Origin of the sequence: Terrimonas rubra (genome assembly GCF_042686025.1) — a bacterium.
Lineage (GTDB): Bacteria > Bacteroidota > Bacteroidia > Chitinophagales > Chitinophagaceae > Terrimonas > Terrimonas rubra.
This window is the reverse complement of the sequence record NZ_JBHUOZ010000003.1, coordinates 1,113,682-1,131,200: the sequence shown is the minus strand read 5'-3', so window position 1 is coordinate 1,131,200 and position 17,519 is coordinate 1,113,682. Positions and strand designations below refer to the sequence as shown.

At 42.7% G+C, this 17,519-nt stretch carries 15 protein-coding genes and 1 tRNA gene; 7 read left to right on the top strand and 9 right to left on the bottom strand.

The window, feature by feature from the left end; all coding sequences use genetic code 11:
* The first annotated feature begins 53 nt into the window (after window positions 1–53).
* The 4 genes from ACFS6H_RS13965 (at window position 54) to ACFS6H_RS13950 (ending at window position 2,938) form a co-directional block, all read left to right on the top strand.
* On the top strand, window positions 54–683 hold the full coding sequence (locus tag ACFS6H_RS13965; protein WP_386099933.1) for a CPBP family intramembrane glutamic endopeptidase: 630 nt from the start codon (window positions 54–56) through the stop codon (window positions 681–683).
* Between the two features lie 469 nt (window positions 684–1,152).
* Complete coding sequence (locus ACFS6H_RS13960; protein ID WP_386099930.1) at window positions 1,153–1,362, top strand: helix-turn-helix domain-containing protein; 210 nt, start codon at window positions 1,153–1,155, stop codon at window positions 1,360–1,362.
* A gap of 5 nt (window positions 1,363–1,367) precedes the next feature.
* Window positions 1,368–1,694, top strand: a complete 327-nt coding sequence (locus ACFS6H_RS13955; protein ID WP_386099927.1) for a HipA N-terminal domain-containing protein — start codon at window positions 1,368–1,370, stop codon at window positions 1,692–1,694.
* Window positions 1,694–2,938, top strand: a complete 1,245-nt coding sequence (locus ACFS6H_RS13950) for a HipA domain-containing protein (RefSeq protein ID WP_386099924.1) — start codon at window positions 1,694–1,696, stop codon at window positions 2,936–2,938. Before ACFS6H_RS13955 ends, ACFS6H_RS13950 begins: the two co-directional genes overlap by 1 nt.
* A gap of 358 nt (window positions 2,939–3,296) precedes the next feature.
* On the opposite strand, the gene ACFS6H_RS13945 is transcribed toward ACFS6H_RS13950, so the two are convergent.
* From ACFS6H_RS13945 to ACFS6H_RS13905, 9 genes are all read right to left on the bottom strand, one after another.
* Entirely contained in the window at window positions 3,297–3,821 is a 525-nt protein-coding gene (locus ACFS6H_RS13945) for a 5' nucleotidase, NT5C type (protein WP_386099921.1), read from the bottom strand.
* Window positions 3,822–4,078: 257 nt separating this feature from the next.
* Window positions 4,079–4,342: a GIY-YIG nuclease family protein gene (locus tag ACFS6H_RS13940; RefSeq protein WP_386099918.1), complete on the bottom strand. Its 264-nt coding sequence runs from the start codon at window positions 4,340–4,342 to the stop codon at window positions 4,079–4,081.
* A gap of 83 nt (window positions 4,343–4,425) precedes the next feature.
* A complete protein-coding gene (locus tag ACFS6H_RS13935) occupies window positions 4,426–4,689 on the bottom strand; it encodes a GIY-YIG nuclease family protein (protein WP_386099915.1) in 264 nt (87 codons plus the stop codon).
* A 46-nt stretch (window positions 4,690–4,735) separates the two neighbouring features.
* A tRNA-Val gene (locus ACFS6H_RS13930) sits at window positions 4,736–4,810 on the bottom strand.
* 131 nt (window positions 4,811–4,941) lie between these two features.
* Window positions 4,942–6,147: a family 16 glycosylhydrolase gene (locus ACFS6H_RS13925; RefSeq protein ID WP_386099912.1), complete on the bottom strand. Its 1,206-nt coding sequence runs from the start codon at window positions 6,145–6,147 to the stop codon at window positions 4,942–4,944.
* Window positions 6,148–6,160: 13 nt separating this feature from the next.
* Entirely contained in the window at window positions 6,161–6,937 is a 777-nt protein-coding gene (locus tag ACFS6H_RS13920) for a glycoside hydrolase family 16 protein (protein WP_386099909.1), read from the bottom strand.
* A gap of 167 nt (window positions 6,938–7,104) precedes the next feature.
* Window positions 7,105–8,037: a hypothetical protein gene (locus tag ACFS6H_RS13915; RefSeq protein WP_386099906.1), complete on the bottom strand. Its 933-nt coding sequence runs from the start codon at window positions 8,035–8,037 to the stop codon at window positions 7,105–7,107.
* Window positions 8,038–8,179: 142 nt separating this feature from the next.
* On the bottom strand, window positions 8,180–9,676 hold the full coding sequence (locus ACFS6H_RS13910; protein WP_386099903.1) for a RagB/SusD family nutrient uptake outer membrane protein: 1,497 nt from the start codon (window positions 9,674–9,676) through the stop codon (window positions 8,180–8,182).
* A gap of 19 nt (window positions 9,677–9,695) precedes the next feature.
* Window positions 9,696–12,788, bottom strand: coding sequence for a SusC/RagA family TonB-linked outer membrane protein (locus ACFS6H_RS13905; protein ID WP_386099900.1), 3,093 nt, complete (start codon window positions 12,786–12,788; stop codon window positions 9,696–9,698).
* Between the two features lie 198 nt (window positions 12,789–12,986).
* Here ACFS6H_RS13905 and ACFS6H_RS13900 point away from each other — a divergent pair, with 198 nt between their 5' ends.
* The 3 genes from ACFS6H_RS13900 (at window position 12,987) to aat (ending at window position 17,451) form a co-directional block, all read left to right on the top strand.
* Complete coding sequence (locus tag ACFS6H_RS13900; RefSeq protein ID WP_386099897.1) at window positions 12,987–15,935, top strand: ligand-binding sensor domain-containing protein; 2,949 nt, start codon at window positions 12,987–12,989, stop codon at window positions 15,933–15,935.
* A 533-nt stretch (window positions 15,936–16,468) separates the two neighbouring features.
* On the top strand, window positions 16,469–16,768 hold the full coding sequence (locus ACFS6H_RS13895) for an ATP-dependent Clp protease adaptor ClpS (RefSeq protein WP_386099894.1): 300 nt from the start codon (window positions 16,469–16,471) through the stop codon (window positions 16,766–16,768).
* A gap of 35 nt (window positions 16,769–16,803) precedes the next feature.
* On the top strand, window positions 16,804–17,451 hold the full coding sequence (gene aat / locus ACFS6H_RS13890) for a leucyl/phenylalanyl-tRNA--protein transferase (RefSeq protein WP_386099891.1): 648 nt from the start codon (window positions 16,804–16,806) through the stop codon (window positions 17,449–17,451).
* The last annotated feature ends 68 nt before the right edge of the window (window positions 17,452–17,519 follow it).

Here is a 17,519-nt window from a genome sequence, read left to right as displayed (position 1 = left end):
TTTGACAGCATAACCGGTTAGTCTAAAACGTGAAAAATAAAAAGTTCCATATATTGAAAGAATTCCTGGTAGTAATACTCCTTGTAGTTTTTCCACACCTGGTTCCTTTGCCTTTTTATTCTTACGCAATTGCCTGTTTGCTTGTTTTATATTTTTGGTTACGTCATCAGGGAGGGATGTTCCGTAATATCGGGCTTTTAAAAAAGGGTTTTACCCTTAGGGCTGTCGCCATCGGGATCCTGTCTGCATTAGCCTGGGTAGGATTTATGCAATTGTTATACATTCCCCTCATCAAACATTTATTTACTGTTCCTGATTATACGGAATATAACTTTATCAGGGAAAATCCCTCCACACTGATAATGACGATTACTGCAGCCTGGCTTATAGGAGGACTTTACGAAGAGATTGTATTCCGGGGATATATTCAAAACCTTTTGCAAAAAAGAATTGTAAGCAGGTTTTCCATTGCAATAAGCATCTTGCTTACCAGCTTACTCTTTGGGCTTTATCACTGGCAGCAGGATATTTATGGTATAGTGGCGGCTGTTTTGGGTGGATTATTCTGGGGCATCCTTTACAAAAAAGTGAATAATAATCTTTGGATACCTGTTATTTCACACGCTGTTTTCGATACTATCACACTTGTTCTTATTTATACTGACAGATTCGGACATTTCTGAAGATAGCCCCGGATCATCCGGCTTTTCCAACCCCTAATTTGCAACTCCCTGTGATAAGCCGACAATTTATCATCAAAAATTTCGCTATCCTTTATCGCCCAATCACCAGCGCCACATGTAAACCCTTTATAACTATCATTATGTTTAATAAAATAAGGCTGCCTCCTACATGAATTTTCCTTTCGTACTTTCCAGGACGCCAGGAACTTTTCTAGCTGCTTCTGTAAGATTGTTTCTAACTAACGAGTTTTTGATTACCCTAACCCAACCTTTTAGGCAAAAAATTCATTTCTCTTTGTTTGCTGATCTGTTGTATAACACAGTCTATTAATCAGAACTATAATACCGATTAATACTCTTTTTAGCGATTTTTCTATTTTATAAATAAAAATCAGTATTATAATTCTTATTTTATTGATAATACCAATAATACTTACTAAATTTACCTAAAATCAGCATTATAATTCAGATGAATATTGAACAAATAGGGAAAATTTTCAAACAAAGGCGTGAGTTTTTGCAGATTCGCCAGGAAGATTTGGCAGAAATGAGTGGTGTAAATACCCGAACCATTAACCAGGTAGAAAATAGTACCGGTAATCCTTCGATAAACACGCTGGAAAAGCTGGCCCAGGTATTAGGGCTGGAGTTGCTGGTACAGGTAAAACAAGTTAATTAAAGTAGATGGCAAAGGGAGCAGTATATTATAACGGCATATTAGCAGGCTACCTGGAAAAAATAGCGACCGACCAGTACGTATTTAGCTATACAGAAACTTATTTTCATAATCCGGCAATGCCCGCTATTAGTTTAACCATAGCCAAAACCAGGCAGGTGCATGAAAACCCTATCTTATTCCCGTTTTTTGCCGGCCTGTTATCCGAAGGCATTAATAAAGATATACAGTGCCGCCTGTTGAAGATTGATGAGACTGATGATTTTACCCGTTTATTAAGAACGGCCGGAGAAGATACCATTGGTGCTATTACCGTAACCGAATTAAATGATTAATGATGTGCCCGGGATGTTATAAAATAAATGTTGAAGGTTATTGCACCGCCTGCAGGAAAGAAATGTTTGATGGTGTAAAAGTATCTCCCATCTTACCCTTTAAAGCGCCGGCACTAGATACGATTGCGAACTACCAGGAAAAAACAAAAAGACTATCCATTTCCGGTGTACAATTGAAATATTCTTTACGCTTAACCGGCAAAGTTTTAGAACTGACCGATACAGGGGGACAATATATCATCAAACCCATCCCTCCCGGTAGTCTATTGGCCATGCCGGAGATTACCCCGGAAAATGAGCACCTGACCATGCAACTTGCCCGGCAGGTATTTAACATTAAAACTGCTGCTAATGCACTCATTTATTTCGAGGATGGCACCCCTGCCTATATAACCCGAAGGTTTGATGTGAAGCCGGATGGTGCCAAGTACTTACAGGAAGATATGGCGCAGTTAAGTGGTAGAAGTCGCCAAACTGTAAACCAGGGTGAAGATTTTAAATATAATGGTACCTACGAGGAAATCGGGGCATTGATAAAACAGTATGTAGCCGCTTATACGCCCACGTTAGAGCGTTATTTTAAACTGGTATTGTTTAACTATCTTTTCTCCAACGGAGATGCCCACTTAAAAAACTTTTCATTGATACAAACCGCCATGGGCGATTATACTTTAACACCAGCCTACGATGTAATGTGTACCCTGCTTCATGTACCTACTGAAGCAGATATGGCACTTGATTTATATAACGGTGATCATCAAAGTACTTTTTATGAAAAGCATGGATTTTTCGGACGGGCAGATTTCAGGACTTTTGCCGATAAACTGGGGTTACAACCTGTAAGAGCCAGGCGCCTGATTACAGAACTGTTAAGCAAACGCAACGAAGTGGTGGCACTAATTGAAAAATCGTTTTTACCAAGAGCCATAAAAAAGGATTATACGCAAAAATACCTGGAGAGGTTGGCTCGCTTAGGAATGACTGAACAAATGATCAGCGAGGTTATCGATCCCGAACACCCTGGTGTTTATACAGCCGCAAAGCAACCCGTTACTTTAACCTTTTTAGACCGGAGTACAAAGGTTGGTTTTTTTTACCGTACCCCGGAATCGGAGAAATTGAAGTTAAAGAACCAGTATAACTTTGTAGAAATGCGTCATGCAAAGGCCTACAAGAAGAAACCAGGCGAGGAATTGATGACTATCGTCAATGGAGATGAGTTGTTGGAAGTGGCATACATGTAAACTACTTACTTTAAATATAGGTGTCGGATACAGGTAAAGGGGGAACGATTTCCAAATTGAAACCTTTTTAAATAAAGATAAAGCAGTAAAGATGGTCGTATGGGCAACGTGATCATCCCGAAAATACTAAGTAATATCAATGAGGAATTATTTGTAAAATCGGAGGTTAATAAGAACGCTGTTTTCACCATACATGTAAACTCCTGGTACTAAGAAAGAGGTTTCGACCAGCTAGTTAACAGCTATTACTACAATGAGCGAACCATCAGCCGGATCGTTCATCATAGAAAAGAAATAGCGGGGTAAAGTTGAGACAAGCTCATATAATCACCTACAGTACAAAACCAACTGCTCCCTGTTATTCGTTTTCAAAAAAAGCGGTAACCGCATCCCAGTTCCCGAATTTAAGATGCTGGTTTTGCGACTGGTTATGAAATGCAGCAAACATAATTGCTTTGCCCTGGCAAAAGTCTAAATTCTTCGCATGGTCATCGATCATATAATCTGTCTTTATCACACTTTTATCGCCACAGAAAATAATATTACGCCAGGAAATATCAGGGAAATATTCGGCCAGCCATTCCCTCTTTTCCGGAAGTGATTGTGGAAATTCCATAGCAGCCGAAACAATATAAATGGTAAAATTTTCAGAAAGCTTTTTTATTGCCTCTATTGCACCCGGCATTACCGGTACTTCTCTAAAGAATCCTTTTTCTCTTACCAATTTGTAAAATAGTCCGTCCGGTAACATTTCTGCTTCCTTTCGCCCCTCAATATCTTTTTTTGTTAACAGGATGCCTGATTGCTTATAGTATAAATTTAATGCATGCGCTTCTACATCGGCCAAAACTCCGTCCATATCTACTGCTATCGTTTTTTGCATATACCTTTCTGTTATTTTGCCTGCAAATTTACTGATGCAAAGAGATTACATGTAAGAAATAACATAGCCTTCACAATACCATACCTTTCTTTATACCAGGTTTAGCATTGTTTTTAAAAGTTCATAGATATAATAACGGTCACGCTTTGCTGAATAGAGTATGTAAACAGTCCACATAGTAATAAAAAAAGCCTTCACAAATGTGAAGGCTTTAATTTCGTGGGAGTTGACGGGCTCGAACCGCCGACCCCTCCGGCCTAGAAGCCGGAGTGCCCTGAACCACTGATCAATGACTCCAGTTTTATACGGCTTTTCCAACCTTTAAGCTGTAGCTCCCTGCGATGTGCTGATAATTTATCATCAAAAACTTCACTATACTTCAGTTCCCAATCACCAGCGCCTCCTGTAAATCCTTTATGGTTAGTATTATGTTTACGGATACGGACAGTCAACTCATCACCGGTATAACCAATATAATAACGGTCGCGTTTTACTGAGTATAATATGTAAACTGTCCACATAACAATAATAAAAAAGCCTTCACAAATGTGAAGGCTTTTAATTTCGTGGGAGTTGACGGGCTCGAACCGCCGACCCCTCCGGCCTACAAGCCGGAGTGCCCTGAACCACTGATCAACGACTCCAGTTTTATACGGCTTTTCCAACCTTTAAGCTGTAGTTCCCTGCGATGCGCTGATAATTTATCATCAAAAACTTCACTATACTTCAGTTCCCAATCACCAACACCTCCCGTAAATCCTTTATGATTACTATTATGCTTTCGTATGCGTTCAGTTAAATCGTCACCAGTGTACCCGATATAATAACGGTCACGCTTTACTGAATATAATATGTAAACTGTCCACATAACAATAATAAAAAAGCCTTCACAAATGTGAAGGCTTTTAATTTCGTGGGAGTTGACGGGCTCGAACCGCCGACCCTCTGCTTGTAAGGCAGATGCTCTGAACCAACTGAGCTAAACTCCCCTTTTCCCGATTGGGAGTGCAAAGATAAGGGAGTATGATTTACTGCCAAATATTTTTTCAAAAAAAACAGAAAAATTTTTAAAAATTATTTCACCTGTTTTGAGTTATGCCATTTGTACTATGCGTATTGTTTAGTTTGGTTTGTATACCCGCACATAATCTACAATCAACCATTGCGGGAAATAAGTAGCAGCATTCGGACTGCCAGGCCAGTTACCCCCTACCGCCAGGTTAAAGATGAGGTAAAAGTATTCATTGAATGGATAATTGTAAGCGCCGAGATCTGCTTTGGTCAATGTAGCAAAGAGATTACCATCCAGAAACCATTTTATTTCATCTTGTTTCCACTCCAATGAATACACATAAAATTTATCATGTAAGGTACCTGTCGAAGTAGTAGTGCTTTTGCTGATGTTTTTACGGTCGTTCCATCCAGTGCCGTAATGTACGGTGCCATGCGTACGGTTGGGTTCGTGGCCCACCATCTCCATAATATCAATTTCACCGCTTGCCGGCCAGCCGCCATACACATCGTCCTGCGGCATCATCCAGAAAGCCGGCCATATACCCTGCCCTGTCGGCAGTTTGGCCCTGATATCGATACGGCCGTATTTGATCTTCTTTTTACCGCTGGTTAAAATTTTAGAGGAGGTATAGCTTTTTCCGCTGAAACTTTCTTTATTCGCTTCAATGACCAGTTTACCATCCTGGAAGAAAATGTTTTGAGGACGGTTGGTATAGTATTGCAATTCGTTATTACCCCAGCCACAGTTACCCGGACAGCCATCGCCATTCTGGTTGCTCCATATGGATGCATCCAGTGAGGTGTTGTTAAATTCATCGGCCCAGTCCAGCGTATAACCGGGATAAGTGGTAGGCGCGTCGTAACCCGTATTGGTAAAACTGATCTTTGTATCATCATTCCGAATGATCACTTTGGCATCAGCTTTTGAGATGGTCGCATTTACCGGAGCCGAAAGCTGCACCGTAAAATCATCGTCACCTTCTTTTATCAGGTCCGCCACTATCGTTATGTTGATGGTTTTGGTTGTTTCGTTCGGTGCAAAGGTCAGGGTTTGATTGGTAACAGCCGTATAGTCTTCGCCTGCTTTTGCAAAACCTTCGTTCGTGCTATATTGTACTTTAACTTCCTTTGATGATTTGTTGCTCAGTTTTACTTCCACGGGGAAAGTAGTAGTGCCGCCATTCCCCTCGAACAGCGAGAGATCGGTAATACTGATCTGCGGCGCCGGTGTGGGAGTTTCTCCCCCGCCCCCGCTGCCACCTTTACTGCAACTGATTAACAATACCAGGCTTAATACGGATAATATCTTCATGCTATAATTTTAATTATTGATATACACGCACATAATCTACCACCATCTCCTGCGGGTAAACCGATTCGTCAATTCCGCGGGAACCACCCCAGTCGCCCCCTACGGCTACATTTAATAACAAATGAAATTCCTTATCAAAAGGCCATACCGCACTGCCTTTTTTTTCATTTTTAAAAGTGAACATCACCTGTTCATCCACCAGCATTTTCATTTCGTTCTCCGTCCACTCCAATGCATAAATATGGTATTTTTTACTGAGGTCCTTTTTTAAAATACTGGCCGATTTATGTGTGCCAATACTGTGGTGATAAGCCAGTGTATGCACGGTGCCAAAAACCGAATCAGGAAGATAACCAACATGCTCCATAATATCAATTTCACCGCTATGTGGCCAGCCACCGTATTCCCAGTTGGTAGGTAACATCCAAATGGCGGGCCAGATACCCCGTCCATGCGGCAACAAGGCCTTTACTTCAATACGTCCATACTTCCAGTCACCTTTATTTTTGGTTATCAGCCGGGCCGATGTGTAGCCGTTATTCTCATATTTTTCCCTGATGGCTTTGATCGTCAACTTACCGTCTTTTACAAATGCATTCTGCTGTCTTGCATAGGTGTAAAATTGTTTTTCGTTATTCCCCCAGCCGTGTCCGCCTACATCATAGCCCCATTTTGTACTGTCGGGTAAGCCCGTATAATTAAACTCGTCGCTCCAGACCAGTTTTTTAAATTGTGCTTCCAGCGACAGCTGCAAACACCATAACAGGCAGAACGATAATATATGTTTCATAGTTACTACATTTAAAAAAGAGGGCGGGCTGCTTAACCCGATCACCCGCCCCACACTAACTGCTAACTTGCATGCTTAGCGTACTTAACGAAGCTGAATATTTTTAAGCCAAAGCATACCCTCCATGGGATTATACCACCATGTCAGTATGCATCTGTCATCAGGAATTAGTAAGAACGTAAAGTAAAAGTCCACCAGCCGGCGCCGCCTATATTCAGGCCTACCACCAGTATATCATACGTTGCTCCGCCCGGATTTTTCCGCATTTCTAAAATATCGTAGGTAATGGACGTGGCCGTAGGACCAAGGCCCACGCCAATTTCACCACCATTATATGCTTTCTGTAAACCTATATGTGCACCCAATCCGTTTACCTTTAACTGTCCCAGGCCTCTTACACCGGTGCCCTCTACAACCGAGAAGGTGAAGTTGCCGGATGCCCAGGGCATTTGAACCGGCTTAAAGGCACTGTTAGGGTGACAGCCGCCATCCTGCGGACCTAAGTTATTATCGGCAAAGAAATCACCTTTGTTGTCGTATACAAATGTGCCTTCGGCATCAAAGGAGAAAATGTATTCATCGTTGAACTCGCAGGCCCTTCCGGTTACGGCATCCATACCGCTGCTCCACCAGTTACCGTTGCCGGCGCCTTCACCAACTTTATAAGTACCGGCTTCGGGATTCAGCTTCCATTTTTTCTGCGTACAGCTGGCTATAAAACCGATAGCGTTAGACGGATCACAGGCAGTAGGATCACTTGCTGCAACAGTAACCGTTTTGGTAACGGAATCAAGACCACCCTGTGTTACCACGATCAGTTTGATCTCGTATGTACCTTTGAAAATCAGCTTTAACCTTGCCGAGTCACCGCTGAAACTCTGGCCGGTGCTTACCCGCCAGTTAGGAATGGAGGCCCCTGGTGTTTTATTTACCAGGATAAAGTTGTTACCGTTACTGCCATTCACAATATCAAAAGCAGGTGTGGGAATGGGGTTCAGTTTCAGGTTATCCCCGCGTTTGGTGCAGGATGCCACCACTATACTTAGTAAAATGATACAGCAGGCTGACATCATTTTTGTAAGTTGTTTTGTATATAACATAGTTATTTATTTTACGTTTAACGTTTGTTTTTATCAATTGTCCTTACTCTTTGCCGAACAGTATTACCAGCAGATGAAGTGTGCGACGCAACCAAAGCCGATAGTAGTACTGTTGCCGGTAAGCAAATAAACATATCCCTGTTTATTGATAACCTGGATTTTGTTTCAGGTTTTTCTTTGTCCTGTCAATTTCCGATTGCGGGATAGGCAGTACATTGTTTTTAGGTGCTACAAAACCCAAAGGTCCTAATACAGCTTCTGCCTGGTTGGTTCTTACCAGGTCAAAGAAACGGTGGCCTTCGGTAGCCAGCTCCAGGCGACGTTCCCTGTATACATTATCCAGTGTGGCGGCCACTGCGGGCAGGTCAACCCTGTCCCTCACTGCATTTAATAATTCGCCTGCACGGGTAGCGCTGCCACCACTGCGTAATAAAGCTTCTGCTTCTAACAAATAAGTATCCGCCAGCCTGATCTCGATTTCATTGATAGGCCAGTTTAATTCTGCTGTACCCGCTGTGGCCCTGTAGGCCGATAATGGTGCATATTTTTTAATAAAGTAGTTGGTATTCTGGTAACGTTCTGTATAAGAAGCGCCACCGGCTTTCAGCGCCAGGCCATCAATAATGGTATATTGAAAACGGGGATCACCTGTCATGGCATTTACCAGGTCCATGGAGATGGGTGCAAAGCCCCAGCCACCGGAATACAACGGACCATTATAGTCGGCTATGCCTATAAATTGCGGTCCTACATTACCTTCACCACCATTTATCCAGCCCCAGTCGCCCCATAAAGCCAGGTTGGAATGCGGTATTTCTAAAATTGATTCCGCGTGAAACTGGTTGTCAGGGCGGAAGATATCACCATAGTTATCCAACAGGTGGTAAACCGGGGAAGTATTGATCTCGTTTAATAACTGAGCAGCCTGACCCATACGGCTGTTATCGTTCTGGTACATGATCGATTTAGCAAGGATAGCCCTGGCAGCGCCTTTTGATAAACGGCCGGACTCGGTTACCGGGATCGTAAGGGGGAGTTCAGGGATAGCTTCTGTCAGGTCTTTTTCGATCTGGGCATATACTTCAGCAGCAGGTACCTGCGATTGGGTATATAATTCACTGGTAGGAATGGGGCCTACAATCAAAGGTATATTACCAAACCAGCGGATGAGGTTGAAATAGAAATAAGCCCTTAAAGTTTTTGCCTCGGCCGTTACCCTGGCTTTAAAAGCGGCACTTGCGGTAGCTCCTTCAATTTTGGACAGTAATAAATTAGCACGGTAAACCCCTGCATAATTTTTTTCCCAGATACCGATCTGGGGACCCATTTCGGCAGTCAATTTAAAATTGTCATACGCTACCCATCTCGGCTGGTCCGATGCATCACTACCACCGGCATGTGCTTCGTCCGATGCTACTGTTAACAAGGGCATGGTCATGGTATAACCACCGGATGTACCCCATTGCATTACATCGTATACGGCTACCAGTCCTGAGAATAACTGTTCTTCATTTTTATAAAAATTATCTTCCAGGTCGGTGCCCCTAGGCTGAAGCTCCAGGAAGCTTTTACTGCAACCGGTTATCGCTGTTACAAACAGGCCGGCTAATAATATATGTATATATAATAACTTTTTCATTGCAATAGTTTTTTAAATATTAAAACCCAATATTAATACCACCCATAAAAGCACGTGCCTGCGGATAAATACCCCTGTCAATACCGTTACTGCTACCTATTTCCGGATCGTACCCGTTGTATTTGGTTAAAGTGAGCAGGTTGTTTGACATGATATAGAAACGCAGCTTGTTCAGACCGGCACCTTTTATTAAGTGTGCAGGTACTGTATAACCGATCTGTAAGGTTTTAATACGGAAGTAAGAACCATCCTGGATATAGAAGTCAGAACTGCGGCTGAAGTTGTTATTAGGATCGCCGTCGACCAGGCGGGGGAAATAATTAGAGGATCCCTCACCTGTCCATCTGCCCAAAGCCACCGTACTGTAGTTGGCATTTGGCAGGTCGAACCTCCTGATAGCCTGGAATACATCGGCATCTGCAATACCTTGTCCAAATATCACCAGGTCAAAGTTTTTATAATCCAGGTTCAGCGTAAAGCCATAGGTCCATTTAGGCGTTGGGTTACCAATTTGTACACGGTCATTATTATCGATCACACCATCACCATTGGTATCCACAAAACGGATATCACCAGGCCTGGCAGCCGGTTGTAATAAGCCGCCGTCTTTGTTTACATGGCTGGCCACATCTTTATTATTCTGGAAAAGACCGGCCGTTTTAAAACCAAAGAAATAATCTATCGGGTGGCCTACAGTTATACGGGCCATCTCTACACCCTGCGGGCTAAAAGTTTGGCGGTTAGGTAAGTAAAGGTTGTTATCGGTTAAGAAGGTAACTTCATTTTTTAAGTAAGAAATATTACCGTTTACAGCCAGATTCACTTCACCCAGTCTTTTCCTGTAACCCAGTTCTAATTCAACACCACGGTTTTCCATGGTACCGATATTCTGTACAGGACCAACATTTCCTACATAACCCGGTACATCTACCTGTAATAATAAACCACTTGTTTTTTTATTGAACCAGTCCAGTGATACGGAGAAGTTTTTAAACACGGTTGCGTCCAAACCAATATTGGTTTGTGCGGTTTCTTCCCAGCGCAGATCAGGGTTACTTAATGCGTTAGGACTTACACCATTGATCAATTGCCCGTTGATGGTATAGTTACGGCCACCGCTTACGGTTGATAAATAAGCAAAATCCCTGATCCTGTCGTTACCGTTTACACCATAAGATGCTCTCAGTTTTAAGAAGTTTACCGGTGTTACATTCTGAAAGAAATTTTCCTCAGATACTACCCAGCCTGCAGACACCGAAGGGAAATGACCGAATTTATAACTGGGTCCGAATTTCGATGACCCGTCACGGCGATAGATGAGGGTAAGCAGGTATTTCTGGTTATAGTCATACGTAATACGGCCGAATAGGGATGCCAGTGTATTCAGGTATTCGCTACCACCGCTGGACTGGTTTTCAACCGGTACCGGGAAGATCATAGAAGCATCCCGGATATTATTAACGGGAATTCCTCTTTTAGTTGCAGAGATCGTTTCGCCCCTGTTTTTTTGAGCGGATGTACCTGCCAGTACATTGATAGAGTGATTACCAATTTTTTTATCGTAGGTCAGGGTATTGTCCCAGATATAGAAAAGTCCCCTGCTCTGTGACCTGGTATAACTGTTCAGGTCTTCGTTTTTATTGATGGTATTTAAATAATATAATGGTGTAAAGCCTTCACTGCCCCAGAACGCCAGGTCACCATTTACCTGTGAGCGGAATTTTAATCCTTTAATAATTTCAACCTCGCCAAAAATGTTACCGGTTATTTTATGCGACCAGCCAAAACCCTGGTCGATCTGTAAAGCTGCCAGCGGGTTCAGTATTTCTGAAGTAACCACAGTAGAGATGCCGTAAGGATTACCAAATCCATCTCTTACCACATAAGGACTATTGGTATAAGGCGCCTGGCCGGCCATGGCTGGATCTGTCACCACTAAAGGCGTTAAAGGGTCCAGGTTAATAGCACGGTTCAGCGGCGTACCCCACTCACTGTTGGTGCCTACCCCTCTTGATCTCACAAAAGCATAGGCAATATTGTTACCGAATGTAATGCGGGAGTTTACTTTATGGGTAGAGTTAAAACGGGCCGTAAACCTTTTATAAAAAGAGTTGGAAGTGGCCACAATACCATCCTGGTCAAAATAACCGAAGGATGTATAATAGGAAGATTTTTCGGTTGATGAGGAAAGTGATAGTTCGTGATTCTGGATGAAGGCATTATTATTCATAATAGCGGCCTGCCAGTCGGTGCCTTCGCCCAAAGCAGCAGGATCGGAGTAACGGATAGGCTTGCCACCGTTCAATAATGCTTCATTTTGCAGCGTGGCGTACTCTGTCGCATTTAATAGTTTCAGTTTTCTCCAGGGAGCCTGCGTACCCAGGTACCCATTGTAGTTAACCGCAACTTTACCGGACCGGCCCTTTTTGGTGGTTACCAATATTACACCATTGGAAGCCTGTGTACCATAAATAGCTGCCGATGCTGCGTCTTTCAGTACATCAATTGACTCTATATCCGATTGATTTAAAAAATCAATACCGCCACCGATGATCACCCCATCCACTACGTAAATGGGATCGGTACCGGCCGTAAGGCTGGAGGTTCCCCTGATCCTTACTTTTGATGCATCACCCGGCTGACCCGAGTTGGCGGTTACCTGTACCCCTGAAATACGGCCCTGTAAGGAGTTTTCTACCCTTACCACCGGCATATTCTCCAGGTCACCCGCTTTTACGCTGGATACGGCCCCCGTTATCGTTTTCCGTTTCTGGGTGCCATAACCAACCACGACCACCTCATCGAGGTTGCCCTGCTGGCGATCGAGGATGAAATCCAGGGAACCACCCTGGGTTACGGTTTGTTCAACAGTGATCATATCGGCATAACTAACGATCAATACATCACCCGGTGATGCATTAATGCTATAGTTACCCCTTTCGTCTGTAATTGTGTTGGTGGTTGTACCTTTTACCGATACATTGGCGCCGGCTAAAACCTCGCCTGTAGCTTTGGAAGTGATTTTGCCGGTAATTTTTACCGACTGAGCCCATGATTCGTTAATAATAAGCAGTAGTAGTGCCCAAACGGACAGTACAATTTTGGATTTCATATACAAGCTTTTAGTTAGTGTTATGGGAAGACCCCATTATGGTTTAGAACAATCGGTGATAAAAATAGCCTGTAAATGAACTTTTTCCATTATTTGCACTACATCACTACTACATCAACCCGTTTAAAACGGTCAAAAATGCCCCTTCAATGATACATCAATCAATTAATTGCTTATTTTAGAGATTGATTGTTGTCAATGAAAATTTATTTAACCCTCTTTTTACTGCTTTGGGGTACCTGCCTTATTTCGGGCCAGAATACGATTGGCCTGCCCGATATTATTAACTATCCCAAGCAAACCTACAAAGCCGGCACCCAAAACTGGGGTATCGCACAGGACAAGAACAATCTACTCTATTTTGCTAATAATGAAGGAATTGTAAGTTTTGACGGGGCCTACTGGAAAACTTATCCCGTTCCCAATAAAACCATTACCCGTTCAGTGGCGGTTGACAGCAATAATACCATTTATGTAGGGGCACAAAACGAGATCGGTTATTTTGAGGCCGGGGAAAACGGGCAACTTACCTATAAAAGCCTGAAACCGCTGATCCCGGAGAAAAACAGGTCCATTACTGATGTCTGGGATATCATCTGCCACAAACAAAGCGTTTTTTTCAGGGCCACCGAAGCCATTTTTGAACTCCGCGATAACCATATTAATGTTTATCCCGCCCCGATATGGTTATATATAGGTAAAGCAGCCGGTAATAACCTGATTGCCCAGGAATACAGTAACGGCATTGTGCAATTTGATAATGGTACCTGGACCAGGATCGTTGACCCGGCAAAAATGCCTGAGGGCTACCTGATAACAGCCTCCCTGCCGGTTGGCCAGGACAGTACCCTGATCGTAACCCTTAAAAACGGGCTCTATCTTTATCATAACCGGACCATCAAGCCGGTACAAAGCCCGCAACTGAATGTTATTGCCAATTACCATATATATGATGCCACCCTGGTTGATGAGAACACTATCGCCCTGGCCACCAGTACCCATGGATGCATCATTATTGACAAAAACCTGCAGACCATACAAAGTTTTTCCCGGCAGGAAGGTCTGCAGAACAACAATATCCTGAGTGTTTTTACCGATAAACATAAAAATATATGGCTGGGCCTGGATAATGGTATTGATTTTATCGCCTACAACAGCGCCATTAAAAACATACAACCGGAAACCGACAATGATGTATCCGGTTATTCAGCTATCATTTACCAGAAACAGCTGTACCTGGCTACCACCAATGGTGTGTATACCGCGCCTCTGCAACCGGAAAAGGATTTTAGTTTTAGTAAAGGAGTATTTGAGAAAGTGAATAATGCACGGGGGCAGACCTGGAACCTTTCCATTGTTAACAACCAGCTATTGGCCGGCCATCATGAAGGGTTATTTACCATTCAGCAAAACCAGGCCACCCTGCTGGATAAGACCAGCGGCTTCTGGTCATTTCTGCCCTTATCCTCCATCGCTCCTTCCCCTGTTATAGTAGCCGGCACTTATCATGGTATCCGGTTATATGATTACGTTACCAACAGTATCAACAAAGCGCATATTGAAGTGCCTTTCGAGTCCTCGCGTTTTGTAGCCATTCATAATAATATTATCTGGGTATCACACCCCTATAAAGGTGTGTACCGGGTAGATTACCAGAACGGCTCTCCCACCGTAAAAGCTTATAATAACCTGGCAAAACATGGACTGGGAGAAAGCGGCAATTATATTTTCAAGATCAAAGACCAGATCATTGCCACTACCGAACAGGGTATATTTGAGTACAGTTCAACTACCGATAAATTCATTGCCTCTGCCTATTTCAATGCTATTTTTGGCAAGACCATTATCCGGTATCTGAAAGAAGATGCCCAGGGAAACCTGTGGTTTGTATATGATAAAAACCTGGGCGTAGTTGATTTCAGCGGCCCCTCTCCCCGCATCATTTATATTGCCGAACTGAACGGACGTATGGTAAGTGGTTTTGAACAGGTTTACCCGGCCAATGAGCATAATATATTTGTGGGTGGTGAGAAAGGTTATTTTCATATTAACTATGCCAAGTATAAACAACAGACCTTAACACCCATTGTACAACTGCGTAGCGTGCTTACCCAGGGCAAAACGGATAGCCTGATATTTGGCGGATATGCCCAGGGACCTGAAGTGGAGCAACCGACCGTACCTTACCATTCCAACTCCTTCTATTTCCAGTTTTCCTCACCGTTTTACGAACAGCAATCGAATATTGAATACAGTTATTTTTTAAGGGGCTATGATAAAAAATGGTCGGACTGGAATAATAAAACGGAGAAAGAATATACTTATTTACCCGCAGGCACTTATACCTTTTATATAAAAGCCCGCAATAACCTGGGCAATGTATCGGAGGAGTATAGTTATAGTTTTACCATTTTACCCCCCTGGTATTTTACCTGGTGGGCTTACAGTATCTATTGCCTGGTTGCCTTGTATGGGCTTTACCTGCTGTATAAATTACAGAAAAGAAAGTTTGCACGGCAACGCAAAACATATGAGGAAGAACAAAAACGGTTACAGTATTTACACCAGCTGGAAGTAGATAAGTATGCCGAAGAACAAAATAAACTGCAGTACCAGCACCAGATCGTGTTGGAGCAGAATGAAAAAGAGATCATCAGTTTAAAGAACGAGAAACTGGAATCGGAGATACAGTTCAAAAACAAGGAAATGGCTTCCACCACCATGCACCTGTTAAAAAAAGGAGAGCTGATACATAAACTGAAAGAGGAACTGCAGCAGCTATCTAAAAACACCAGTGATGAAAATGCTTTAGATGCTTTTAAACGCATGATCAAATCGCTGAATGAGGAAGAGAAGACAGATAAGGACTGGGAACATTTTACCATCCACTTTGATAAAGTACACAACGATTTTTTTATTGCCCTGAAAGCTAAACATGATAATCTTACAGCCAATGAACTAAAGTTATGTGCTTTTTTACGTATGAACCTGAGTACAAAAGAGATCGCCCAACTGATGAATATCTCCGTACGTGGTGTTGAGATCAGCCGTTACCGCCTGCGTAAAAAACTGAACATCCCTACAGAGACCAACCTGTTTACTTATTTCCTGGATTTTCATACGAACGGGAAGAGAGAGGTGGTTTGAGAGGTAAGATTTGAGAAGTAAGATTTAAGAGGTAAGATTTAAGATTTGAGATTTAGGATTTAGGTTTGAGATTTCAGGATTTGGACAATTCTCGCCTTCTCAAGTTGCTTATAGTTTTGCATTTAAATTGCCAGTTGCTTTCTTGCTTACAGACTAACTCATTTTCTTCAGCATTTCCTATAATTTTATATTGCACATTGCCTCCTGCTTATTGACTCTCTGCTTTCTGTCTTTCTGACTTCCTGACTTTCTTTAGCATTTCCTATAGTTTTACATTGCACATTGCCTCTTGCTTATTGACTCTCTGCTTTCTGTCTTTCCGACTTACTGACTTCCTGACTTTCTGCAGCATTTCCTGTAGTTTTACATTGCACATTGCCAGTTGCTTATTGCCTTTCCCACTTGCTGTCTTCCTGACCTGCCAACTTCCTGACTTACCGTCTTCCCGCCCCATAACCATTTGTTAATCAATTATATTTCAGCTTTAAAATAGTTAGCCTGATTTTAACTATAGTTTTTTTAACTTTGATGTCATGAATTTTTATAACAGCAATACCAGCACGCAGGAAAATGAGGCGGTGGATACACTTACCATGCTGGAACCACCTTATAGCCTGGTGGTGTGGAACGATGAGGTGAATACATTTGAGTGGGTGATTGAGACATTGATTGCCGTTTGCAACCATACTCCCGAACAAGCCGAACAATGCTCTTATTTTATCCATTATAAAGGCAAGTATGCCGTTAAACAAGGCGAGTACGACGATTTAAAACCTATGTGTGATGCCATCACCGAGCGTGGTATCGGCGCCACACTGGAAATAATGGCTTAATATTTTTATTCCCGCTAAGAGGGCTTTATCCTGGTATGCCCATTCATATTTTAGACAATAAATTAGTTTTTCCTCCTGTACAAGAAGCAGAGCCTGATGGTTTATTGGCCATTGGCGGCGACCTGTCCGTTGAACGTTTGTTGCTGGCCTATCGTAAAGGCATTTTTCCCTGGTACGAAGGGCGGGACATATTGTGGTGGAGCCCCTCACCCCGTTTTGTACTTTTCCCGGAAGAGTTATACGTGAGTAAGAGCATGAAACAGGTGTTAAAAAATAATACCTTCTCCTTTACCACCAATACAGCCTTTAAACAGGTAATACATTACTGTAAGGAAACCTTCCGTCCCGGACAGGATGGCACCTGGATAACGGATGAGGTGGAGAATGCTTATACCCGTTTACATGAACTGGGGCATGCGCATAGCGCCGAAGCCTGGCTGGATGGCGAACTGGCTGGAGGTTTGTACGGTATTAAAATGGGTAATGTTTTTTTTGGCGAAAGTATGTTTGCCCATGTAAGCAATGCTTCCAAGTTTGCTTTTATCACGCTGGTACAACAACTACAGGCCGCAGGTATACAGCTGATAGACTGCCAGGTTTATACGCCCCACCTGGAAAGCCTGGGGGCAAGGATGATTGAAGGAGACGTTTTCCAGCAATTATTATCACAGCACATCCAATAAATGCTGGCGCTTCCACCAGTTTAATTTCACCAATAATCCCCACCGGTTTTGCTATTGTAATAAGCTAT

What these genes read in the sequence shown, in the direction of transcription:
- ACFS6H_RS13925 (WP_386099912.1), bottom strand. Translation starts at nt 6,147, where the DNA reads ATGAAGATATTATCCGTATTAAGCCTGGTATTGTTAATCAGTTGCAGT.
- ACFS6H_RS13940 (WP_386099918.1), bottom strand. Translation starts at nt 4,342, where the DNA reads ATGTGGACAGTTTACATATTATACTCAGTAAAACGCGACCGTTATTAT.
- ACFS6H_RS13895 (WP_386099894.1), top strand. Translation starts at nt 16,469, where the DNA reads ATGAATTTTTATAACAGCAATACCAGCACGCAGGAAAATGAGGCGGTG.
- ACFS6H_RS13910 (WP_386099903.1), bottom strand. Translation starts at nt 9,676, where the DNA reads ATGAAAAAGTTATTATATATACATATATTATTAGCCGGCCTGTTTGTA.
- ACFS6H_RS13950 (WP_386099924.1), top strand. Translation starts at nt 1,694, where the DNA reads ATGATGTGCCCGGGATGTTATAAAATAAATGTTGAAGGTTATTGCACC.
- ACFS6H_RS13915 (WP_386099906.1), bottom strand. Translation starts at nt 8,037, where the DNA reads ATGTTATATACAAAACAACTTACAAAAATGATGTCAGCCTGCTGTATC.
- aat (WP_386099891.1), top strand. Translation starts at nt 16,804, where the DNA reads ATGCCCATTCATATTTTAGACAATAAATTAGTTTTTCCTCCTGTACAA.
- ACFS6H_RS13935 (WP_386099915.1), bottom strand. Translation starts at nt 4,689, where the DNA reads ATGTGGACAGTTTACATATTATATTCAGTAAAGCGTGACCGTTATTAT.
- ACFS6H_RS13905 (WP_386099900.1), bottom strand. Translation starts at nt 12,788, where the DNA reads ATGAAATCCAAAATTGTACTGTCCGTTTGGGCACTACTACTGCTTATT.
- ACFS6H_RS13945 (WP_386099921.1), bottom strand. Translation starts at nt 3,821, where the DNA reads ATGCAAAAAACGATAGCAGTAGATATGGACGGAGTTTTGGCCGATGTA.
- ACFS6H_RS13900 (WP_386099897.1), top strand. Translation starts at nt 12,987, where the DNA reads ATGAAAATTTATTTAACCCTCTTTTTACTGCTTTGGGGTACCTGCCTT.
- ACFS6H_RS13960 (WP_386099930.1), top strand. Translation starts at nt 1,153, where the DNA reads ATGAATATTGAACAAATAGGGAAAATTTTCAAACAAAGGCGTGAGTTT.
- ACFS6H_RS13920 (WP_386099909.1), bottom strand. Translation starts at nt 6,937, where the DNA reads ATGAAACATATATTATCGTTCTGCCTGTTATGGTGTTTGCAGCTGTCG.
- ACFS6H_RS13955 (WP_386099927.1), top strand. Translation starts at nt 1,368, where the DNA reads ATGGCAAAGGGAGCAGTATATTATAACGGCATATTAGCAGGCTACCTG.